Source organism: Lachnotalea glycerini (assembly GCF_003201285.1).
GTDB classification, from domain to species: Bacteria; Bacillota; Clostridia; order Lachnospirales; family Lachnospiraceae; genus Lachnotalea; species Lachnotalea glycerini.
Genome location: NZ_QICS01000003.1, coordinates 221,438 through 243,715 on the forward strand (window position 1 = coordinate 221,438; position 22,278 = coordinate 243,715).

Genomic DNA, 22,278 nt, shown 5'->3' on the forward strand with positions numbered 1-22,278 from the left:
ATTATTAAATTTCTATCGATTCCTTTCCGCCAATCATAAATTAATGACATTTTCATGTTTACTTCTTGTAATTATATGTGATTTTTGTCCAACAGACAAGAAATTTTACCACTACTTCACTAATTTTTCAACTTATTGAGTACCTTCTTTAATTATTTGTTCTATCATATCCATGTAATCTCCACAATATTCTTCATATACTTTTGTTACTGCTTCCCTAAATCTTTCTTTTTCTTCTGCTGAAAGCACGACTACTTCTACTCCATTTTCTGAAATAATTTTCTGTGATTGCTTTTCTCTTTCTATCCACAACGCTCTTTCATATAATGCCGATTCTTTTGCACATTCACTTATAATTTCCTGATCCTCAGTTGAAAGCTTATCCCAAGTAGATTTTGCACATAGCTGAACCTCCGGTACACGCGTGTGTTCGTCAACTGTATAGTATTTTGCTACTTCATAATGACTTTTTATTTCATACGAAGGCCAATTGTTTTCAGCTCCATCTATTACATCTGTTTCCAGAGCAGAATATACATCATCATATACAATTGGCACTGCAACTGCACCTAACGCTTCTACCATATCTATCATTAAGTCTGACTCTTGTACCCGAATCCTCAATCCACTCATGTCTTCTAATGACTTAATTGGACGTTTGGTATTATAAAAATTACGTGCTCCTGCGTCGTACCAAGACAAAGCCACCAAATCGGAACCTGCAAATGAGTTTAAGAATTCATCTCCTATTTCCCCCTCCAATACCTTCCACATATGCTTAGAATCCTGATAAAGATAAGGCATCTGCAATACATTTAGCTTAGGATTTGACTCTGATAATGTTGATAGAGAAGCTCTTGTAAAATCAATTCCTCCAAATTGCATTTGCTGAATTACTGCCTTTTCATCTCCTAAAATGCCTTCGGCCTGTACCATAATTTTAATTCTTCCATTGGTTCTTTCCTCTACTAATTCAGCAAACTTATGACCACCCAACGTTGTAGGGTAATTTTCCGGCTGATTTTCCGCATAAGTAAATACATATTCAGGTTCCAAAACATTTTGTTTCTCATTGTTTTGAATAATTGCTATTATTGTAATAATTATAATCAATGCAATTCCTAATCCTATTTTTTTCATTTTATCACCCATTAACTAATTTTCAAATTATTTTCCCAATACAATCATTCGATATTCACTTGGTGTCACACCAACTACACGTTTAAATACTTTTGCAAAGTAGTTGGAATCTTTATAACCAACTTTATCACTAATCTCTTTTACATTAATAGTAATATCAATCAGAAGCTGCTTTGCTTTCTCTACTCGATACTCCGTAAGATACGTTGTGAAACTTTTATCAAAGCTTTGCTTGAATAGTTTACAAAAATATGCATTTGAATAATTCATAGCTTCAGCAACATCCTGTGTAGAAATTTCTTCAATATAATGCATTTTAATAAATCTTAAAATTTCCTCTCGCACTACACTAATACGTTCATATTCCAATTTATCATTTGTCGTATCAAATGTCTCTTTGTTTTTTAATCCTTTTTGTGTGTCACTTTCCTCCTGCTCACCAAGCATTTTGATAGCTTCATTCACTACAGAAACAATTTCGTCTTCTGAACTGGGCTTTAATAAATAATTTAAGGCTTTAATTGTAATCGCTTTTTTAGCATAGCTAAAGTCATCATATGCGGTTAAAAAAATGATATTGCAATACTTATCCATTTTTCTTATTTTCTCTGCTGCTTCAAGCCCTGTAATTCCTGGCATTTCAATATCTAAAATAACAATATGAAATTTTTTTTCTTTAAACAATTCAATGGCTTCTCTGCCATTTACTGCCTGTACGATTTCAAACTGATTCTTGAATTTTGCCTTCACGGTCTTACATATAACCATTCTTTCTATTGGCTCATCATCTGCAATTAGCATGTGATACATGTTATCCCTCCCGATTTTTATGCGGTATGGCTACCCTGACTATTGTTCCTTGATTCTTCCTGCTAAGCAACTTCACATCTCCATCAAAATACATTCTTTTTATTCTTTTATAAATATTCCCTAAACCAATACCGATTTTTCCGTTTGTCCCTTGTTTGATTGCAAGTCTTAAGCTTTCTAATTCTTCTTGTGTCATACCAATACCGGTATCTACTATCGTTATAATTATTTTTTCAGCTTTCATACGGATATCAATAAAAATTTTGCCGCCTTCTTCCTTTTTAGAAATTCCATGTATGATTGAATTTTCCAGTAGGGGCTGTAAACAAAATGAGGGAATCATAATTAAGTCCTTGTCCACCTTGCATTTAATACTATAATCAATACGGCTTCCAAAGCGCATTTTCTGCAAATACATGTAATCCCCGGCTACTTGTAATTCTTGCGCAAGCACAACTTCGCTTTGTGGTGTTTTTAGATTATATCGAAATATTGTACTCAAAGCCTTTATCATCTTTTCGGTTGTGTCTGCATCCTCCAGTTTAGCCATACCACCAATCACGTTCAACGTATTAAATAAGAAATGTGGGTTTATCTGGCTCTTTAGTAATTCAAGGTTCGCTGTCTCTAAGTTTTTCTCGGCCTCTATTTTTTCCAATTCTTCCTTATGCAGTAAATCCATCATTTTTCTTCGCTCTTCCATCGTTGTTATATATTGTCCTGTTGCGTATTTCATTTTATTAAACGCATTGACCAAATCACCCATTTCATCCTGATTATTGACCTTTACATCATCCGTAAAAAAATTATTGGAGGCTATTTCTTTTGATACATTCACCAACTTCATAATTGGAATAATCATAGTTTTATTCATTAAACCGGACAAACTAATCATTACACTAAATAACATAATTCCACTTAAGATCACCACCAATGGAAGCTTTCGTAAGCTGCGCACTTTTTTTACATAGACGGCTTTACCATCTTCTAGCGAATATCGCATTAGGCTTCTTGCATAATCATGTAAATATGCTTGCATATCATATACTTTATATAACTGCTTAATATATTCGGGGTTACTTTCATTCATTCCTAATACGGTATCTCTCTTCTCTATATAGTTTGCATAGCTATTTTTAATTGACCATGTTTTTGCATACCTTCGTATACTCATAGATGAATAATCACTTGGCAGTGATAAAACAGCTTTCTTCGTCTGGTCAATGGCATCTTCCATCTCTTTGTGGTTCTCCTCATTTGGATGTTTGATATAAGCTTCAAACCAACTACTTTCTGCCTCAATCGTATCAATGAGATCACTGCTTTTCGCATTATCGTCTAATATAACTCTAAAATCATTCAACGAAAAATTTACTACCCAGATATCAAAGATTACTGATAATGAAATGATCAGAAACACAACCCCGGTAAAAACCTGAATTTTTTTCTTTAGGGATAAAGAAATCCACTTGTTATCCACTTTTTTCCTGCGCTCATTTGCACTCATCCGTTTATTCCCTTCGTAATATGATATTTTAATTATACCAAACTTTAATCATATTATAATACAAAAAAGCCGTAAATACGGCTTTATTATATGATAATATGATTTCTTAGTGATTCATTTTTGATACTAAATAATGATAAAACTCATTATTTTGTCTTCCTAATACTTTATTTGTTAATATAAAACCTCGTGTTGTAGTGGAAAATATAACAAGCATATTAGGTTTTTTAGATACCTTCTTAATACTTTTCCAATCCAAATCAGAAATCGTTTGATCCGATTTCACACGAATTCCTCCATCATCAAAGCTGATTTCTATTTCCCTGGAAGCTGCTGCCTGTTTTCTTGCTCTTATATAAATTCCTAATGGTTGAAAAATGGGAAACAAGAATATTGAAAGCGCCAAAAGCATTCGAACAAAGCTACTTACATCACTCCATATTCTTATTGCTAATAGTATCATAGCTGCTGTAAAAATTGTATTACATATGCCTATCATTGAACCATATATAAAATACATCGATAACTGCCAAAAATCAGCGGTAGAGTTTTTATATTTATATTTATATTTCATGATTCATTATCCTAAAACAGATGGAAGCCACAGGCTTATTTCCGGAATAAAGGTAATTAGTAAAAGTGTAATTATCATGCAAAGGTAGAATGGTAATGTAGCTTTCACAACACGTTCCATCGGCACCTTTCCTACTGCTGAGCCAATAAACAATACTGCGCCAACAGGAGGTGTTAACAGACCAATACCACAGTTTAATACTAACATAATTCCAAATTGAATTGGATCAATACCAATTGAAGTTGCAATAGGAAATAAAATTGGAGTAGCAATTAATATAATTGGAGCCATATCCATAATGCAGCCTAACACAAAAAGTATCAGATTTATTAATAACGCTAAGATAATCGGATTATCTGTCATACCAATAATTGCATTTGCTGCTAAATCTGGTACATGCAAACGTGTCAGACAATAGCCAAAAATACTTGAAGTTGAAATTAAAATTAATACGATAGACAATGTATTAACACAATCTTCAAATACATTCCACACACCTTTCCAGTCAAGCCCCTTATATATAAATATGCTGACAATTAAACTGTAAATAACAGCAATTGCTGCTGATTCAGTAGCCGTGAAAACACCACCAACAACACCGAATACAACGATTAATACTGCAGCAAGAGCCCAGAATGAAACACTAAGCTGTTTCAATAAATTCTTCATACTAAATTTCTGTCCTTTAGGATAGTTTCTTTTTACTGAAATAATATAAGATCCTACCATTAGACTTAATGCAAGTAATGCGCCAGGTAAATATCCTGCTAAAAAAAGGCTTCCAACAGATATCCCACCTGCCGCTGTAGCATAAATAACCATATTATGACTTGGCGGAACTAAAAGTCCTTCACAAGATGATGTAATCGTAACCGCAGTTGAAAAATCATCATCATATCCTTGATCTACCATCATAGGTATCAATATGGTACCCAAAGAGGCAGTATCTGCAGATGCAGAGCCTGAAATTCCCCCAAAGAAATAAGAAGCAACAATATTAACCATTGCCATTCCTCCTCGCATCCAGCCAACACAAGCATCTGCCAAGGCAATCAGCTTTTTTGAAATACCTCCTGATCCCATCAAGCATCCCATCGTAATAAAAAACGGAACAGCCATAAGGCTAAAGGAGCTAATACCTTTTACCATTTGCTGGCAAATCGTAGTAAGTGGCAACCCTTGGTATAATAGGCATAAAAAAGAAGAAAGGGCTACTGCATAGGCAATCGGAAATCTCAATAATATCAAAACAAAAAAACTTCCAAGTAATATTAAAATTGCTAAGCTTTCACTAGACATTATTTAACCTCCTTTATAAAAAATGATTTTACATGATTATATACAGACTCCAGTTCAAATACAAACATTGCCACACCTGCTAACGGAACGGGAAAATACATCCAGAATCTCGAAAGAAAAGGCATACTTACATAAGTTCCCTTTGAACCAATTCCTACCGCATAATTCCATCCTACTACAATCATAATTATTGCAAGTAATAAAACTCCTAAATCAGCAATAATGTCTAAAACTCCCAAAACTTTTTTGGGTAAATAAGTGTCAAAGGCTGTCATACGGATATGTGCACCTCTTCTGATTGCTAATGCGGCAGAAAGAACAGCCATATAAGCCATACATGTCAAAACAACTTCCTCACTCCATGATGGATCAGGAATAAAGGATATATATCTTCCAGCTACTGAAAAGCTGGTAATTAAAATGTCAATGACCAAAAGAATCTTACATAAGAAAAGCACAAATTTATATGTCATATCATAAGCTGGCTTTATCTTATCTATTCTAGAAAAGATTTCTGGCATATTTTACCTCCTCAAAAAACGGGCACAAAGGCTTTTTTCCTCCTCTATGCCCATAGATATTCATCTCGTTAACTGTATCTTGTAAACTAATGAAATTATATTTATTGCATGTCTAGAATCTGTTGATACAGTTCCTTATTATCTGCTGTAGATGCTTCTATAATATCTTTACAAGCCTCCTGCCATGGTGTAATATCAGTAACCTCTACAATGTTAACACCATCTGCTTTTAGCTCTTCAAGAACTTTGTTTTCAGCCTCTTCAGAAATTTTTCTATTATATTCTGATGCATATTTGCTAGCTTCTTCTATAATACTCTTGTGCTCATCTGATAGGCTATCCCAAGCTGCATCCGTAATTACTACCTGAACAGCTCCAAGTGTATGTCCATCCAGAATAAGATTTGGTGCAACTTCCTGAAATGCGTTCGATTTATAGTTTGCGATTGGTTGTTCTGCTCCGTCAACTACACCTGTTTGTAATGCAGAATAAAGTTCTCCAAAGGACACAACCGTTGGGGATGCTCCAAGACCTTCTACCATACCGTTCATAATTGGATCATTAGAAACCCTAAGCTTCATACCTTTTAAATCTTCTAATGAATTAACCGGTTCTACAGTAAAGAAATGACGAAAGCCTTCTTCTGCATAAAATAAACCTGTAATACCGCTGCCATTTTCATGTGGTTCAACAAGAAATTCTTTTGCTAAATCAGATGTTGCAAAATTCCAAAAATGTTCACGGCTTACAAAGGTGTAAGGTACGGATAAAAGTTTTGATTTTTCTCCACCGTAGCTTGTGAGAGCAAATGCGGAAATACGAGCCATATCAATAGTTCCTCCTCCGCCAAGCATTGTATCAAGCACATCATTTTCTGAACCTAAAACACCGCTCGCCTGAAGATCAATTTTTATTTCTCCACCTGAAAGTTCTTCTACTTTTTCTTTAAAAGCAGTGTCAGTTTGACCAACGATCGTATCTAGCGGATTAACTTCTGCATAAACAAGTGTTACCATTGCAGCAGTATCATCGCTTTTTGTTTCAGTCGTTGTTTGAGTTGCGGTCTCGGTTTCATTTGTAACTTCTGTTTTTTCCGGTGTTTTCAATCCACATGCCGAAAGAGAAGCTACCATTGTTACGGTTAATAGTGCAGCTAACATTTTCTTTTTCATATCCTAATCCTCCATAAAATTGCATATATAATTTTTTTATACAACTGTATATTGGTATTTTAACAGGTATTTTACACAACCAAAACCGTACGATTTTAATATTCATAGTACATTTTTAACCTATTTTTTGTAATAATATTATTAAATTATAGATATTTTGATCAAATAAAAGTTCTTTTCAAAGGAAGCTCATTACTACTTACATAAAGAATCATGCAATCATCTGCCTTAACAATATATTGCTTAGAGCAAATACCGCCCATGCCACATACATCAGGAACCCTATTTAAAATAATCTTAAGGTAATGCTCAAAGAGCTCATGATTGACTAAATATATAAAATTTGCTATATTAATGGTGGGAAGATTATTTATTCAGTAGCTGATGATACTAACATCCCAGATTATATACAATACTTGTTGATGCAAGAATTTTTACTACTGATAAAAATCGTAAGCTCAATTAATTAACAGGATTTTTAATGTGATCTATAAAATGATAAAGGAAGAATTTCCATCAGATAAAAGACATAGTTCAAACAGTGGACTATGTCTTTACTATTATTATTTATAACATACTGCAGTAGACGCAGTAATTCTATGAATGACATGATACAGTTCACTTTAAATTTCCCACAGGGTACTGATTGGATATTTTTTACTGATTCAATGGGCAAATACTCTTTCCATCGATTATAGGTTAAAAAACATTTTTGGAAAGGTGATAATATTGAAAGGATATACTGAACATAATGAATACAAATAATGAACTACTTCAAAATATCGAGAAAATACATACTACTGAAATGGGAGTTACACGAATTAAAAACAATCTTTCTTTGGATACAGATAATATTGTTGATTGGTGTAAGACCAAGATAAAGTCAGAGAATGCGCATATCACTAGGCATGGAAAGAACTGGTATGTAAATGTAGATGCCTGTATTTTAACAATTAACGCACATAGTTTCACAATTATTACTGCACACAAAATATGCCTATGAGACAATGAAAAAGCAGGCAAACGAAAATGAGGAACAAGGGAGCATATCAGTAATTAGTGTAACAGCCCCTTTTGATAACATTAGCTCATCTTAACTATAGAGTATAACATAGTGTGAAAGTCAATAAGAAATCTTTATTTTAACTACTGGTTAAAAATCTGTCGTAATATTTAATGAATGCTCAATTGTATTCCACACTTATTCTTGCTAGAATATGTTTAGAAAAGGCCTTTTCCTGTTTCCTGAAATTGTATAAACATGGAGGTATTACTATGCCCATTAACTTAGTCATTCGAAATAAAAGAAAAGAACTAGAACTTACACAAGAACAGATAGCTAATTATCTTGGCGTATCTGCGCCCGCAGTAAACAAATGGGAAAAGGGTACAAGTTATCCTGATATTTCTTTATTACCCCCTCTGGCACGTACTCTAAAAATAGATTTAAATACTTTACTTTGTTTTGAAGAAAGTTTAACAACTCATGAGATTGCTCAATTTAGTACGCAAATTATTAAAAACATGGAAAAAAACGGCTATGAAAGTGGATTTCATATGGCAAATGAAAAAGTCAAAGAATATCCAAATAGTGGGGAACTCATCGAAACTATGGCAACGATTTTAGAAGGTGCATTATTTATGTATGGCGCAGAAATAGAACATAAAGAATTTTATGAGGAACAAATTCTATCCTTTTATGAACGCGCAGCCAAATGTGATGATGAAAAAGCTCGTAATAAAGCTCATTATATGTTAATCTCTAAATACATTAAGAAAAAAGAATATGAAAAAGCACAACAAACTTTGGACTTACTGCCTGAACGTTCTGCACTAGACAAAAAGCAACTTCAAGCTATGCTTTTACAAGAACAAAATCAACTGGTTGAAGCTGCAAATATTCTGGAACAGAAATTATTAAGGGGAATCAATGAACTACAAATAACTATTTTTAGCTTAGTAGATGTTGAATTAAAAATAGGAGATGATGAAAAAGTTGAAAAATTATCAAATGCATTTAAAGAAATGATAAGTCAGTTTGAGCTATGGGATTATAATGCATATGTAATTCCACTTCAAATAGCCCAAAAAAGAAAAGATGTCGATGAAAGTATTACTATTTTGAAATCTATGTTAAAAACACTCATGAAGCCCTGGACTCCAAAAAATTCCAGTTTGTACAACCACATGAACTATGGAGAGTCTCCATCAGAGGAAGAACTTCATATGAAACTGGATCGTTTCCGTACAAGAATGCTTAGCACGCTGCTATCCAATTTGGAAAGCAGTCCTGATTTAGAGTTTCTACATTCAAACAAAGAATTCATAAATTTATTAAAGGAATATTGGGACAAATGCAATAAGACCGAAAGGGAAACAAGGAATATGATAAAATGATTATAATTGAAAAATAATTCAGTTGCCTGTATTCTCACAAGTTATACAAGAAGTACTCTTCCCACTTAAAAGAATATTATTGGTGGGGATACTGTTTTTCGGTCTTCGTAATTTATTAGAACTTATTGGACTTATCTATTATGATCGTAAGCTATAAATAGGTTCTTTCCAAGGTTAGTTGATATTAACTTATAAAAATGAATTGCCCATACTGCGGACATTCATCATTCAGCGTCCATTCTACCTATCAGCGAGAAATTCAGGATATTTCCTTACAGGATAAACAAACAATTCTGCTCCTTAGTGTAAGAAAAATGTTTTGTGATAATCCACAATGCAGTCATAAAACTTTTTCAGAGCGTTTTGACTTTGTTGCTCCTAACCAAAAAACAAAACGGTTAATTGATAAAATTTTATTTACTTCAACTAAATTAAGTTCGGTTAGTGCAGAAACATTATTAAAATCAAATAGAATTATAACAAGTAAAAGCAGCATCTGTGACCTGTTTAAAAAAATGCCAGCCATTGTGGATAAATCTCTTATAACAAAAGTTTGTGTGGATGATTTCGCTTTCCGAAAACGATACACATATGGAACAGTTATGGTCGATTTAGAAAGTCATAGAATTATTGATATCATTGATTCCAGAGAAACAAATAGTGTTGAAGCACTTACGGAATATATGTGTACATTTGCAATAAATTATATAAATTAAGCCAATATATCCCGTAATATTAGGAATATTGGCTTATTCATAAACATCTTAGTTACGTTATATTTCTATCTGATCCTAAATTTAGTAGAACTCCACTTATTTATGGTATGGTTCCCCGCATTATGTCTAAAGAAGAGTTTTACAACTTCCTACAAATTATACTTCGTTTTATTATTTCTTCTTTTTTCGCATTCGAATTATCCTTACCACCATAAACCCAATTACAAAAGATACTACACATATAATAACGTCTTCCATACTCTCTCTAACTAATCAGCATACACTAATCAATTATTTTAACCTCCTTACTACTTTCATTAATTTATTATTTTCATAACTCTTTGTTTTGTCACAAAAGAGCTAATAAAGAACAATATCACTACCACGAGTTCTGCTGTAAGTAAAAAGTAATTCATATATAGTTTACTCATATTAGCTGCCTTATAAATCAGCAATACAATCCCGATTCCAACTACTGATACAAAATATCCACTCAGCTTTAGGTTTCTTATCGTTAATGATAATATAGAACCTAAAAAAGCGATAATAATGACAAAACAAATTAACATGAGATACAAGTTAAGTAGCTCGCTCCATTCCAAACCAATACTGTGCATTGAAGTTTTATAAAACAACCGTAATTCCAAATTAGTAATTATAAATGCTATAAATGCATACAACGCTGATAGTATTGTAATAAATGAAACTTTACCTAAAATAATCGTTCTTATTTTTATAGGAGCTGAAATAAGTGTAATTAATGTTCTATGATATTTTTCTCCACCAATCACATCAAGTGATAATGTATTTGGTATTAAAAGCGTTAATAGCATACTAATATATAGACAAGACTTCTCATGTGTATTTAATATAGCTATATCGTATTTAACAAATGGTAATATCAAAAGAATAGCGATCATCATGCAATACCACTTTTTCATCGCTTTTCGTACTTGAAAGTTTTTAAACTCTTTTTTTAAAATCACAAAAAATATTCGCACATTACACCCCCATAATTCATGAATCTCTACAGCCGAAAAGATAAGAATATTACTGCCTTATCCATATATTTTCTTGTCTTAATCCAATAAACAATACCAATGATTAATTGAATCACTAGATATACTCCTCTTAGTATCATGCGTTTTGTAAAATCAATATTGATAGGTACCGCTATTACATCTGCCAAAACAATATACAGTAATGTAGTAACAATAACTTTTAATGAACAACTTCTACTATCATCTGATAACAGCGAATAGTAAACTGCCTGCTTCGATGCATTATAAACACCTAATAGGAGTAAGACACATATCATTAGTAACTCCAAAAGAGAGTATACAAATTCATAATATTTGATATACGATATACTAACTCCAATGCTCATAGACAAACACAAAACACATCCACATGTAAGAAAACAAAATAATGTCTTTCCCCTATATATACTTTTCATGGAGATCGGTGTTGATAATAATGTTTCTAGAGTTTTGTTCTCTTTCTCCTCGGTAAATAAACTTGGAGCTAGTTGTACAATTAGCAAAAAAGAAATAGTTGCAACAGTTACCATAAAATAATCTTTTTTAATAACTGGAGCTGCGATTCCACCGATCAGTATAGAAACTATCAAAAAAAAGACCATTGCTTTATCAACAAACATCTCTTTTAGTTGCTTACTAATTATCAAATTCATAATCTATATTCTCCTCTTCAATCTGTACATAAAGACTTTCTAGATTAAATTGATCTTTCCGTATCTCACATATTCTTATATGATTTTTAGATAATGCCAGTACTAATTCAGAAATCATATAATCATTGGCATTTTTCACTGATAATTTTTCTTCTTTCAAATTCCATCCTAAATGAAATCCATCCAGAATCTCTTTTACTTTGTTTTTGTCACCCTCACTGAGATTCAGTAATGAGAACTGAGTCTCCAGCATATTCAGAGAACCATCTAAATGTATGGATTGCTCTCGTACACTCCGCCCATTTTTTATTATTACAATTGAATCACTGATTTTAACAACTTCATCCAGATTATGGGTAGAGATGATAAATGTTGTACCATACTTTTCTCTCATCGAATTCATTTCATCATGCAACAGCTGAATATTAATTGGATCCAACGCGTTCACAGGTTCATCCATCAACACCAATTTGGGATTATGAAATAGCGTTCGAATTAAAGCTACTTTTTTCTTCATTCCTGATGAAAATTCTTTAATTCTTGTGTCCTTTTTATCATATAACTGAAACATAGAAAGCAGATCGACAATACGCTTTTTGTACTCAACAGTACTACATTGATAGAGGTCCGCAAAAAAATACAGATTATCTAAAACTGTTAGAGATTCATACAATCCTGTATCTTCTGATAATACACCAATCTGTTTTCTATTCCATTCTCTCTTACTAATGGGATTACTTCCAAATACTTTGACATGCCCCGAATTAATCTCTAACAATCCCAATATAATACGTAATATTGTTGTTTTTCCGGCTCCGTTGTGACCTAGTAACGCTAATATCTCGCCTTGTTGTACATGAAAATTCAATCCATTTAACACCAAATTAGTTCCAAAACTTTTATGTACATCATCAAAATCAACTATATATGACATAAAACTCCTTTCCGATTTCAAACTTGAATTACGATCAATTTGGAATAAGATAGCTACTAATATATTGTGCTTCTACAAAATATTGATTTACTTCTCTTTCACTGATTAGTTTACTCCGAAAAGATGGAATATTGATACGCAACTTACTTACTTCCGTAAATAACAATTCAAGATCAAATTTATCAATTGACTCTCTTAATTCTGTTCCAGGATATGGTGTATTGATTGAGAATAATACATTTGCACCAAACTTCTCTTTCATATCTTTTCCCTTACTAATTGTTTCTTCAATGGTTTCCTTTGTGTCTAAATGGTGCCCTAGTATTATAGAGACATTCATCTTTAATCCTACTTTATGAGCCAATGTAACAGCAGTATAAAGCTGACTATATGTAATGTTCTTTTTGATTGATTTTAAAATCTCATCGTTACCACTTTCCATACCAAACTGAACCATGACACAACCTGCTTGTTTCATTTTAGCCAGTACTTCCTCAGTGACAACATCAGCTCTTGACTCACACCCCCACTTAAACGAAACATTATACTTCTCGCCTAACTCATTGAGTAAATCACAAAACTCAATCGTACGTTTTGGAATTAGAGTAAACGTATCATCGATAACAAAAAAATCAGTTAATTTAAACTGTTGATATACTGCATCAATTTCATCGATAATATTTTTCGGACTTCTGATGATAACTTTATTTCCCCAGAATGCATGAGAAGAGCAAAAAATACACCGTCCAGGACATCCTCTTGAAGTAGATAAAGTAAAAGCATAACTATACTTATCTAGCTCAAGAACATTCCGGTCTGGAAAAGGCAATGCTTCAATATCAACAATACGCTTTCGCTCATTCACTATTATATCATCATTCTCTCTATATATTAAATTATTAACTTGCTTTAACTCACCCTGACCTTTGATATAGTAATCACACAGTTGTACAAATGCTTCCTCTCCCTCACCTGCAATGGCACAATCAAATACACCACCCCTCAACATATCACGATAACAAAAAGTAGCACAGTGCCCTCCTGCAACAATCATTGCACTCGGTAACAATTGTTTCAATTTCTTAGCCAATGCTAATTGAACATGCCAAGATTCAACATAAGTAGTAATACCTATAATCTTAGGTTTCATAACTTGTAAGGCATGTTGAAACTCCTACTTAATTTATGTAATATATATTGTAAAATATTTGCCTAATTTTTTCAACGCTTCAATGTAATTTATATTTTCTTGCTGAATTGTTAATCGAGAGTTCAGTTTGTAATTAATCGTCTTTACATTAACATGTATCATTCTATTTTCCAAAAATTTTGTTCCAACATAATCTATGAAAGTTCTCCGGACCGTCATCCCAAAAATCGAGTAGGAGGGAGTGATTAACTCCCGTCCTCTCACAACACTTATCCCGACTTTTAAGTTATCCTGAAATATCATAGCAAACCACGTTATTTTAGGATGTGTTTTATAAAAAGTCGGGATAACTTTTCTCACGGTTATAATTAATCTATCAATTATAACTGGAGGAATCTACACTAGGGAAAATGAACTTGCAGCATTAATTAATACGGCAAAAGCGGAGCTTGAGAGACTTGGATTGAAGTCTAGTACAATGTATTCTTATCATTACAGCATGGATTCTAGAATATACATAACGATGAATTGATTGAAACCCAGTAAAATTAACATGTTCAGTAGTAATTTGATCCAAAATGGGCTCGTTATGACGTTCTGTCTAACGAGACAACTTTCCAGTGTTTAAGCAGCTTTGCAGCAATATCGTTATGTATTTCCGCGAACCAAGCTTCAAGCTCTGTAATGTCCACGATTCAATGTTCTCTCTTTCCGTATTCCACATCTACTGCTCATATAAGTCCCCCTTAGAACCTTAGCTGTATTAGTTCCGTGCACAAATGACTATTTCCCATACTTCGAATTAATCATTTAAAGCAATGTCGCTACTGTTATTGAAATCCTAATAGAACACAATAAACCTGTTTCAGAACTGCGTTTAACTCTCTTCTTTTCCCAATTTTTCTTACTTATACCTTGGTTACGATACAAGCTGTTCAAAATTTTCATATGCGCCTTTGTTCATTATCATGTTTCCTCATATAAAGTACTCATACGAATACATGGTTTTCATTGAATGAACTACACATATCCATAATAAATCACACCTTTTATTTCGTTATCACGAATTATTAGGAGAGGATTTACAAATATGAAATAGACCAGATCGTAAAGTGAAAAAGTAAATTCCGTTTTTTGCACCCCAAAAAAAATCAAATCTGTAATTTACTCTTGCACATTGTCTTTAATACAACTTTGATACAACAAGCACCCACGATTCAGAAAAAGCCAGCCAACACACACCTGCATCAGCCAGCCCTTTATTATCTCCTTCAATCCTTTTCATCTTTTTTCTTATGCGTCACACTTTCCTTATAGACTTCATCAAATTCATCGTAGATTTCCATCAGATCTTTCTGTATTCTAAGCTTTTCAAGAACCCCTCGATAAACCTTAACACCGACCTTATAATCCAGTTCTTCCAGATGAAATACCATTGCTCTAATGTTAAGCGACTTTTTATCATCACCACCGATTTCTCAATTACTACACTTTATTTTCTGCAACCATTTTTTCTTCTGATTACAACGTGTCCTTCGTAGCGACACGTTTTTATCATGCACTTATCTCTTTGAACCATTATAGTTTTTCTGTAACCCTGTATAAAAAGTGCATGAAAAAAGAGAAGAAACAGCCCCTACCAAAGTTCGTTTCTTCTCTCTGCGCACATACCAACAGTGAGTGATCTATACACAACCTTATGATAAGAAATTTTGAACTTTTTTGCAACCTTAAATTTATAAAAAAATCTGATTCAGAACTCTTTACCGAGTCAGTTTCTTCCATGAAACCGCAGGAACAATCCTGTCCCTTCTGTGGTGCACGACACTGCTGTTTTCTGCATGCCGTTTACGAACGGGATCTTATTATTCTTAAGCATGGTATTCCTGTTGTCCTTAATCTTACCGTTCTCAGACTCATCTGCTCCTCCTGTCACCACACCCACGCCTTCCTTCCGGCATATCTTATCCCTTATGGCTCCTACAGTCTTTTCTTTATTTTGAAAGTTTTACGGCTGTATTTCCTGCATTCCCTTACCATCCGACAGCTTTGTGAGCGTTTTTCCATTGCTGTCTCCACTCTTTATGCTTGGATTCGTCTGTTTCAGCAGCAAAAAATCTTGTGGCTTGGAATCCTTAAACATGCATCTACATCTCCATTTGATTTTCTTTCCCTTCTTTTTGATTCCGATTCCTTTCTCGAAGATTTTTTCCATCTTGCAAAGGTATCCTTTCTTCAGCCATTTCGGATTACGGCACGTTCCCGCCTGCCATGAAACTCTGCTGTTTTTTCCCACTGCCTCCCACATAATTTCGGAATGGTACGGCATCTGCTTTTCGTTTATTATTTCCTTATCACGAAAAGGAGGACAGTTTATGTCAAAATCTAACATATCACTACTTGAGACCGCCCATTTCCGGTTCGCACTGATTGCACCGGTAATCCAGGGCACTTATTCGGATACTTCCGCATCTGCTTATTACCGCAGGGTAACAAAAAAACCCCTCACTCTTCCCGACGGTTCCCTCTTCCACTATCAGCCCGGTACCTTGGAAAAATGGGTAGAGTATTATAAAAAAGGCGGAATGGATGGTCTGATGCCAAAGGTACGCTCTGACAAAGGTTCCACCCGTACTCTCACCGATACAGCCATCTGTACCGTTCTCATATAAGTGTCTGAATAGCTTTGTCCCTCTTTATCTCTAAACTCTAATAATTGATTTTGCCATTGTAATACATCCGATGATTTAATCGAACTTAAATTAAGTTTTCCGAAATAGGGCAAGATTTTCGATTCAATAATATGTTTTTTAGTCAAATATGTATTGTATTTTAATCTCGGTTTTTTATCCTGCAAATAGATAGCAACAAAAGCTTCAAAGCTCATATTTATATCTTTTGTATATTTCTGTAAAAATTCTCGTTCCCATTCAAGTGCTTCTTTCTTCGTTACAAAACCTCTTTTTGTTTTTGGTTTTCTGTTTCCTTGCCAATCGGTATAGTAGCAATATACTTTCCACGTTCCTCTTTTGGAGTCTTTGCTAGCTGACATTATCTTTCCACCTTTCACCTTTAACTTCTGGATTACTTAGACTTAATAGTTCCCTTTCCAGTTCCACATAGTTATAGTTTCGTTGCATGCAATTATTAAAACTGTTTTTTTTATTACTTGATGTTGGCTTAATACGTTTTCCACTCTCAATACACCATTTTTCAATTTAACATAAGGGTGTTCTATAATTCTTTGTATTACATCATCTACTAAATCTTTGTTGTATTTTTGAAGTAACTCATTATATTCTTTTTGTGTAAGCTTTTCTTTTTCGAGAGTAGCTTTACACTCTTCTATACTATACTTTTCTATACTATTCTCTACTACACTATACTCTGCCGTCCATTGACCGTCCATGGACTGTACAGATTTTTTATCTACGATTTGTGGTAATTTTTCTTTTAAATCTGAACGTTGCTTTTTCTCTACTAGCTTTTCATCTGGTCTCATTTTTAACAGTAACTCCCTATAAATGCTATCTGCCTTTCTATCTGGACGTAAACAATTATTTTCACGCCAGTCTACTATGAATGACACTAAATCTTCATTCAAAACATCAATAAAACCTTTTCCCAAAAGTATTTTTAAGTCATCTTCATTTGATTTTGTGATGAAGACGGCATTTTCAGAAATTTAGCACTTTCCACAATTTTTTTTGCAAACATTCTTCTTTCAGCCATTCTTATTCTCCTTGTACTTAAACGGATAATATGATATTTTATAATTGTTAGGACATATCATATTATTCATGATTGTCTTTTGGCTCTTCCTTTGCCGAGGAAGAGCTTTTTCATGCATTTTTAGAAAGTCCATAACAATTTTATTCATAAAACTTTCTGTTAGCTTTTCCTGCTAAAACTATCAAATTTGGATTGCTTTTCAACATTTGCTGATTTAAGGATTTAATAATCTTATAACCTTGTGCTCTAGATACTCCCCAGTCCTCACATACTTCATTTACATCAACATACATTCTTTGTTTCATAGCAATTTCTCCTTTCATGTATTATTTTTCTTTATTTTTGATAATATGGTACATGTAGTACCATATTCTATTCTATTTCAACAATTATTTTTATTTCTTATATTTCATTTGGCATATATAGTACAATATGTGTTATAATATATATATAAGTTATATAAAATGAAAAGGATGTTATAAAGTGACAATTGGTGAAAAAATTCAATTCTATAGAGAAATACGCGGACTTAGTCAAACTGCCCTTGCCGAGTTATCAGATGTTTCAATTAATACTTTAAGAAAGTATGAAAACAATACACGAAACCCAAAGCCAGAACAAGTGCAAAAGATAGCAAATGCCCTACAAATAAGTATTCATGCCCTAATTGATATAGATATTAAATCTATAGATGATATAGCACCTTATTTATTTGAAATAGCCAAAATAGGTGGAGTTGAATTCTGTGGTGAAAAAGATGCCAGCGGAAAATACATTAAAAATAGTATTACACTACAATTTAAATCTGATGTTTTGAAAATTTTTATCAAAGAATGGGCAGATAAACAGGAAGTAATTAATAAACTTAGAAATGATGCAAAAAACTCTCCAGATGAACAGGCAAAAGAGTATCTTCTTAAGCGTGCCGATGAAATAGAACAAGAAATTCATTTAAGAATCATTGATAGTCCAAGAATGATTGATAATAGTAAGGGAATTTCAGTTCGAATATATCCAACTAACAATTAGTATTGATACCTACCTGATACCTAAATTTACAAGCATTTTGCAAGCACAACGCATAAAAAAAGCCTACAACCCTAATAAATACTGGGTTGTAGGCTTTCTATTACCTACTCAAACTCGCAAAGTTCTTTGTACTTTTTCGTATATCTCATTCTTTTTCTATACATATTTGTATAGTATGTTTCAATTTTCTTACCCATTCCATATCGTTTAAACACTTTTTAGTACCAATCCAGTACCAAGGCATTTTCGCGTCATTCTCATGGTATCCAATGGCTTGCAATCCAGTCTTTTCTAATCTAAAAATAATGTGACAGTGGTTTGCAGTTCCATTGGTATAATTATAAAATTGATTGGTTGAAAATGCAAATAAAAATTTGTGATGGTACCAATACTTAGTACCGGTAGCAAGTTTTTTTACTTATTTCAATTCCATTGGTCATAAAGGTTCGAATTTCTTTTATTCTCACACCTCTACTTATCGTCAAAATTGCTGAGAACTAATCCCAATAATTGATGTATATTACCGGCTTGTAACCTAATAATCTAATTTCTTTTTTCCACGTATCAAGTCTATTCTTCAGCATTATCATATGAAGTTGTGTCAAATCAGGCTGCTTATTTAAAATTGGCAAATGTTCTCGGTTCTTTAGAATTATCCAAACAGCAACATTTTCAATTTCAGGCATATTCTCTAACATTTTGTGCTTATATGCTTTAGTGGAGCTGATTGATTGATCTACCGCATAACTCAATTTCGACGAAGCATTTCCTATTTTCACCGCAAACATAGTTTTATCTTTATAAAGATCCATGAGCTCTATTTTTTCGCCACCTATTTTTTCTTCACAGCGATCATAGTTTTGAAATCCATGTTCTTCTTCCATAACGCAGTTAAATACACGTTCTGCATAATATTTATCCTTCATTTTCTTTTTGATTGCCGCTTCGTCTAAATCTTTATATACTGGCAAAGATTTTTCAATTTCATATTTCCTGCTAACATATTCATCCTTCTGCACAGTTGAAAAATCATACTCTGGATTATATTTAATAGGAATTTCTAAAATCGAATCCTTCAAATATTGAACATAGTCATCATTAAATAAAAACCAATCTCCCTTAAGCAGCAAACATCTTTTTGTATCATTTGTATAGTCTATCATCTTTCTAATAGTTTCTGTGCAAACTGGGTTATTATTTTTATTACTTATCACTTTAATATCTAAAAAGTCATCCTTAACTTTTAAATTGTTTTCCTCAATAAATTGCAGAATATTATTTTTTGAAAGTTCTTCTATTTCTTTTTGCTTACCATATTTATATTTCAACGTGAATGTGGCATCGTTATTATTAAATATTTCAGTAGCACCAATAATATCAAGTTCAGATATATTTATACATTCAATGTCTTCATCAATTCTTTCTTTAAGTTCATTGTCTAATTCTTCTAAAATCTGCTTATCTCTTACTTTTGAAAACACTGGAATTTTATGTAATTCTTCCTTTTCAGCCACATCTTTCACGTACTCAATCATTCTTAATATACTATCAATGCTATCTTCTAAGATATTTGTTTTTATTGAATGCCCAATCTCTACAGTCTCTCCATGAACTGTAAATTCTTGTTCCAAATCTGCTTTAGCCTTTATTTTTGCGAATGATTCTCCACTATCAAACTCTAGCTCATTATAATTTACATAAACATTGATTAATTTATTACGTTGGGCATTTGGGGCTGTTAATGTAGTTGTGTTTATTTGCTTCAACTTAATACGCCTTGCAAAATCAAATGCAAAATTTACGTCACAGTACTTATCTACAACAAAAAATGACATTCCATATGTAATCGCATAAACACATTCCTTGTCTTCAACAACTAAAACTGCTTTCGGATTTGATGCTATTTCAATTTTAGCATAATCATATATATCTAAAATCCATTGCCAACTAAGTTTCCCTTTTTCTTCTGGAATATTAATATACGTTCCAACCTCGTAGCTAACTTCATCATTACTAATACCAGTATATTCTTCACAACCGACACATTCAAACTTTTCATTTAATCTATCAAAGAACTCTGTTTTTTTATCGCCATCAATCTTATATAGATTTATCTGCCCCATATTATAAAACCCACCTCCAATTAACCATAGTTTATATTCTCCTATTCAATCATTCGCTCATTTCAAATGAGCGAATGCTCTATTGCTTTAAATACACATTGCCTTTTGTTCCTTTGTTACTTTTAATAATACCAACGTCACAAAGTGCATTTAAATATCTTCTTACCTGTGCAGTTGATTTTCCTGTTAATTCCTGTCCAATTGAATTTGTGATTTCTGTATTATCTTTTAAATATTCTAATATTTTTTTTAATGGCTCCTTCATTTTTCCGCTCATTAATTCGCTCATAATTCGCTCATTTGAAGTGAGCGAATTATTTTCTTCTGAATTACCATGTAATAACTTCAAGTATTTATCACACGCTTTACAAAGCACCATAATTCCATCTTCGCTGATATCATATTCTGGTAATGGACCATCATACTTTTCACATGCTTCTTTGATTTTATCAAATCCACGCCCCCAGGCTTCAATCATGCCGCTCTTAAAAAAGATATCTGCCAGCTTCGGATTGTATGGCTTCGAAGAATGTTTTTGAAATAATTTTTCGGTAGAAGTTAAGTTGGTTGGCATAGCACCATCGTTCCAGATATACATTTTGTCTTCATAAACACTGATCTGAATCGGATTGCATCCGCTATAATCTTTATGAACAATTGCATTTAATAAAATTTCTCTGAACGCATCTCTGTGAAACATATACTGCTCCACTCTCTGGATTCCTTTGTAATCAATCAAAGCTTTCAAATACTTTGTATAAATCAAATCCACCGTCTTATCCACTTGCTCAATCAATGGACCATGTACTTCATCCTGATACAATAAATCTGAATCTGATTTACCAAAATATCCAATCTTAATATAAGAGCCCGTTACCCATTTTTCTGGATCTTCATAAAAAGCCAACATAGCTGCTCGTAACAAATGGTCATCTTCATCCACTAAATGTAAATCTTCCATCAGTATGATATCGCTGACCCGTACGGCTTCTTCTGTTAATCTGCCTCTTTCTACAGCCTTTTTCTTAAATAACTTAATCGCATCCTGCTTCAAATCTTCTATCTTAATTCTTGGCAAAGGGACGCCATCCCATGTTTTCCCCTGTAACTTAAGCATAGCTTTATCAAGTTCTTTACCAGTAATCTCTCGCATGGTACTTCCTGATCTATAATAGTATTTTCCACGAAAACTAATTAAAGAAGGATACTTGTCCACAATAATTTCAAGATATTCCAGCTTTCCTTCAAATTTTAGATTTACATCAACGATAATTCCCATCATGTCTGTAATCTTGTTTGGTAATTTTTCAAGAAGTTGCCTTGAATTCTTTATTCCGACAATGTTGCCGTCATCATCTTTACCAATATATAAGATCCCACCATATGCATTGGCATAACCGCAGATCCATTTTAAATATTCATCTTGCCATGACTCTTTCCATTCTATTGTTTGATGTTCTGGCACTCATTCTCCTCCTCTC

22 protein-coding genes and 1 pseudogene are annotated in these 22,278 nt (G+C 33.0%); 5 read left to right on the top strand and 18 right to left on the bottom strand.

Annotated features, from left to right (window positions below):
• Window positions 1-132: 132 nt before the first annotated feature.
• The 7 genes from C8E03_RS08460 to dctP all read right to left on the bottom strand — a co-directional run bounded on the left by C8E03_RS08460 (window position 133) and on the right by dctP (window position 7,023).
• Entirely contained in the window at window positions 133-1,140 is a 1,008-nt protein-coding gene (locus C8E03_RS08460; protein WP_110290791.1) for a TRAP transporter substrate-binding protein, read from the bottom strand.
• Between the two features lie 27 nt (window positions 1,141-1,167).
• Window positions 1,168-1,950 (bottom strand): response regulator transcription factor, encoded by a 783-nt coding sequence (locus C8E03_RS08465; protein ID WP_094377129.1) that lies wholly within the window; start codon window positions 1,948-1,950, stop codon window positions 1,168-1,170.
• Window position 1,951: 1 nt separating this feature from the next.
• On the bottom strand, window positions 1,952-3,457 hold the full coding sequence (locus tag C8E03_RS08470) for a sensor histidine kinase (RefSeq protein WP_110290792.1): 1,506 nt from the start codon (window positions 3,455-3,457) through the stop codon (window positions 1,952-1,954).
• Between the two features lie 106 nt (window positions 3,458-3,563).
• A complete protein-coding gene (locus C8E03_RS08475; RefSeq protein WP_110290793.1) occupies window positions 3,564-4,031 on the bottom strand; it encodes a YcxB family protein in 468 nt (155 codons plus the stop codon).
• Between the two features lie 6 nt (window positions 4,032-4,037).
• The gene (locus C8E03_RS08480) at window positions 4,038-5,330 is read right to left on the bottom strand and encodes a TRAP transporter large permease (protein ID WP_110290794.1); all 1,293 of its coding nucleotides are present in this window, start codon (window positions 5,328-5,330) and stop codon (window positions 4,038-4,040) included.
• A complete protein-coding gene (locus tag C8E03_RS08485; RefSeq protein ID WP_094377133.1) occupies window positions 5,330-5,851 on the bottom strand; it encodes a TRAP transporter small permease in 522 nt (173 codons plus the stop codon). The genes C8E03_RS08480 and C8E03_RS08485 overlap by 1 nt, the downstream gene beginning before the upstream one ends.
• A gap of 101 nt (window positions 5,852-5,952) precedes the next feature.
• Window positions 5,953-7,023 (bottom strand): TRAP transporter substrate-binding protein, encoded by a 1,071-nt coding sequence (gene dctP / locus C8E03_RS08490; protein ID WP_110290795.1) that lies wholly within the window; start codon window positions 7,021-7,023, stop codon window positions 5,953-5,955.
• 751 nt (window positions 7,024-7,774) lie between these two features.
• Between dctP and C8E03_RS08495 the strand changes: the two genes are divergently transcribed.
• From C8E03_RS08495 to C8E03_RS08505, 3 genes are all read left to right on the top strand, one after another.
• Entirely contained in the window at window positions 7,775-8,026 is a 252-nt protein-coding gene (locus C8E03_RS08495) for a DUF3781 domain-containing protein (protein ID WP_110290796.1), read from the top strand.
• 272 nt (window positions 8,027-8,298) lie between these two features.
• A complete protein-coding gene (locus C8E03_RS08500) occupies window positions 8,299-9,420 on the top strand; it encodes a helix-turn-helix domain-containing protein (protein WP_170122945.1) in 1,122 nt (373 codons plus the stop codon).
• Window positions 9,421-9,617: 197 nt separating this feature from the next.
• Entirely contained in the window at window positions 9,618-10,136 is a 519-nt protein-coding gene (locus tag C8E03_RS08505; RefSeq protein ID WP_181899265.1) for a transposase family protein, read from the top strand.
• 317 nt (window positions 10,137-10,453) lie between these two features.
• On the opposite strand, the gene C8E03_RS08510 is transcribed toward C8E03_RS08505, so the two are convergent.
• The 5 genes from C8E03_RS08510 to C8E03_RS21935 all read right to left on the bottom strand — a co-directional run bounded on the left by C8E03_RS08510 (window position 10,454) and on the right by C8E03_RS21935 (window position 15,349).
• The gene (locus C8E03_RS08510; protein WP_094378046.1) at window positions 10,454-11,137 is read right to left on the bottom strand and encodes a hypothetical protein; all 684 of its coding nucleotides are present in this window, start codon (window positions 11,135-11,137) and stop codon (window positions 10,454-10,456) included.
• A 26-nt stretch (window positions 11,138-11,163) separates the two neighbouring features.
• A complete protein-coding gene (locus C8E03_RS08515; protein ID WP_110290797.1) occupies window positions 11,164-11,829 on the bottom strand; it encodes an ABC transporter permease subunit in 666 nt (221 codons plus the stop codon).
• Window positions 11,813-12,763 carry an ABC transporter ATP-binding protein gene (locus C8E03_RS08520; RefSeq protein WP_110290798.1) on the bottom strand — a complete coding sequence of 317 codons (951 nt, stop codon included), beginning with the start codon at window positions 12,761-12,763 and terminating at the stop codon, window positions 11,813-11,815. Before C8E03_RS08520 ends, C8E03_RS08515 begins: the two co-directional genes overlap by 17 nt.
• 34 nt (window positions 12,764-12,797) lie before the next feature.
• Window positions 12,798-13,913, bottom strand: coding sequence for a B12-binding domain-containing radical SAM protein (locus tag C8E03_RS08525; RefSeq protein ID WP_094378049.1), 1,116 nt, complete (start codon window positions 13,911-13,913; stop codon window positions 12,798-12,800).
• A 1,271-nt stretch (window positions 13,914-15,184) separates the two neighbouring features.
• Complete coding sequence (locus tag C8E03_RS21935) at window positions 15,185-15,349, bottom strand: hypothetical protein (protein ID WP_170122946.1); 165 nt, start codon at window positions 15,347-15,349, stop codon at window positions 15,185-15,187.
• Between the two features lie 347 nt (window positions 15,350-15,696).
• On the opposite strand from C8E03_RS21935, the pseudogene C8E03_RS22935 reads away from it, so the two are divergent.
• Window positions 15,697-15,867, top strand: a pseudogene (locus C8E03_RS22935) (hypothetical protein); the annotation flags it as partial.
• Between the two features lie 54 nt (window positions 15,868-15,921).
• Here the strand turns inward: C8E03_RS22935 and C8E03_RS08535 are convergent.
• From C8E03_RS08535 to C8E03_RS21940, 4 genes are all read right to left on the bottom strand, one after another.
• Window positions 15,922-16,305 carry a hypothetical protein gene (locus tag C8E03_RS08535; protein WP_146212312.1) on the bottom strand — a complete coding sequence of 128 codons (384 nt, stop codon included), beginning with the start codon at window positions 16,303-16,305 and terminating at the stop codon, window positions 15,922-15,924.
• A gap of 177 nt (window positions 16,306-16,482) precedes the next feature.
• Entirely contained in the window at window positions 16,483-16,965 is a 483-nt protein-coding gene (locus C8E03_RS08540) for a tyrosine-type recombinase/integrase (protein ID WP_094378051.1), read from the bottom strand.
• Window positions 16,966-17,007: 42 nt separating this feature from the next.
• Window positions 17,008-17,541, bottom strand: coding sequence for a hypothetical protein (locus C8E03_RS08545; RefSeq protein ID WP_110290801.1), 534 nt, complete (start codon window positions 17,539-17,541; stop codon window positions 17,008-17,010).
• A gap of 244 nt (window positions 17,542-17,785) precedes the next feature.
• Window positions 17,786-17,950: a hypothetical protein gene (locus tag C8E03_RS21940; protein ID WP_170122948.1), complete on the bottom strand. Its 165-nt coding sequence runs from the start codon at window positions 17,948-17,950 to the stop codon at window positions 17,786-17,788.
• A 178-nt stretch (window positions 17,951-18,128) separates the two neighbouring features.
• Between C8E03_RS21940 and C8E03_RS08550 the strand changes: the two genes are divergently transcribed.
• Window positions 18,129-18,674, top strand: a complete 546-nt coding sequence (locus tag C8E03_RS08550; protein WP_094378053.1) for a helix-turn-helix domain-containing protein — start codon at window positions 18,129-18,131, stop codon at window positions 18,672-18,674.
• Between the two features lie 497 nt (window positions 18,675-19,171).
• Here C8E03_RS08550 and C8E03_RS08555 read toward each other — a convergent pair whose 3' ends face one another.
• Together C8E03_RS08555 and C8E03_RS08560 are read right to left on the bottom strand one after the other, a co-directional pair.
• A complete protein-coding gene (locus C8E03_RS08555) occupies window positions 19,172-20,797 on the bottom strand; it encodes a DUF6119 family protein (protein WP_110290802.1) in 1,626 nt (541 codons plus the stop codon).
• A 79-nt stretch (window positions 20,798-20,876) separates the two neighbouring features.
• Complete coding sequence (locus C8E03_RS08560) at window positions 20,877-22,262, bottom strand: ATP-binding protein (RefSeq protein WP_110290803.1); 1,386 nt, start codon at window positions 22,260-22,262, stop codon at window positions 20,877-20,879.
• Window positions 22,263-22,278 lie beyond the last annotated feature (16 nt).

Bases quoted from the DNA above. Each gene is read 5' to 3' on its own strand.
- C8E03_RS08460 (WP_110290791.1), bottom strand. From the start codon at position 1,140: ATGAAAAAAATAGGATTAGGAATTGCATTGATTATAATTATTACAATA.
- C8E03_RS08465 (WP_094377129.1), bottom strand. From the start codon at position 1,950: ATGTATCACATGCTAATTGCAGATGATGAGCCAATAGAAAGAATGGTT.
- C8E03_RS08470 (WP_110290792.1), bottom strand. From the start codon at position 3,457: ATGAGTGCAAATGAGCGCAGGAAAAAAGTGGATAACAAGTGGATTTCT.
- C8E03_RS08475 (WP_110290793.1), bottom strand. From the start codon at position 4,031: ATGAAATATAAATATAAATATAAAAACTCTACCGCTGATTTTTGGCAG.
- C8E03_RS08480 (WP_110290794.1), bottom strand. From the start codon at position 5,330: ATGTCTAGTGAAAGCTTAGCAATTTTAATATTACTTGGAAGTTTTTTT.
- C8E03_RS08485 (WP_094377133.1), bottom strand. From the start codon at position 5,851: ATGCCAGAAATCTTTTCTAGAATAGATAAGATAAAGCCAGCTTATGAT.
- dctP (WP_110290795.1), bottom strand. From the start codon at position 7,023: ATGAAAAAGAAAATGTTAGCTGCACTATTAACCGTAACAATGGTAGCT.
- C8E03_RS08495 (WP_110290796.1), top strand. From the start codon at position 7,775: ATGAATACAAATAATGAACTACTTCAAAATATCGAGAAAATACATACT.
- C8E03_RS08500 (WP_170122945.1), top strand. From the start codon at position 8,299: ATGCCCATTAACTTAGTCATTCGAAATAAAAGAAAAGAACTAGAACTT.
- C8E03_RS08505 (WP_181899265.1), top strand. From the start codon at position 9,618: ATGAATTGCCCATACTGCGGACATTCATCATTCAGCGTCCATTCTACC.
- C8E03_RS08515 (WP_110290797.1), bottom strand. From the start codon at position 11,829: ATGAATTTGATAATTAGTAAGCAACTAAAAGAGATGTTTGTTGATAAA.
- C8E03_RS08520 (WP_110290798.1), bottom strand. From the start codon at position 12,763: ATGTCATATATAGTTGATTTTGATGATGTACATAAAAGTTTTGGAACT.
- C8E03_RS08525 (WP_094378049.1), bottom strand. From the start codon at position 13,913: ATGAAACCTAAGATTATAGGTATTACTACTTATGTTGAATCTTGGCAT.
- C8E03_RS21935 (WP_170122946.1), bottom strand. From the start codon at position 15,349: ATGGTATTTCATCTGGAAGAACTGGATTATAAGGTCGGTGTTAAGGTT.
- C8E03_RS08535 (WP_146212312.1), bottom strand. From the start codon at position 16,305: ATGTTAGATTTTGACATAAACTGTCCTCCTTTTCGTGATAAGGAAATA.
- C8E03_RS08540 (WP_094378051.1), bottom strand. From the start codon at position 16,965: ATGTCAGCTAGCAAAGACTCCAAAAGAGGAACGTGGAAAGTATATTGC.
- C8E03_RS21940 (WP_170122948.1), bottom strand. From the start codon at position 17,950: ATGAAACAAAGAATGTATGTTGATGTAAATGAAGTATGTGAGGACTGG.
- C8E03_RS08555 (WP_110290802.1), bottom strand. From the start codon at position 20,797: ATGGGGCAGATAAATCTATATAAGATTGATGGCGATAAAAAAACAGAG.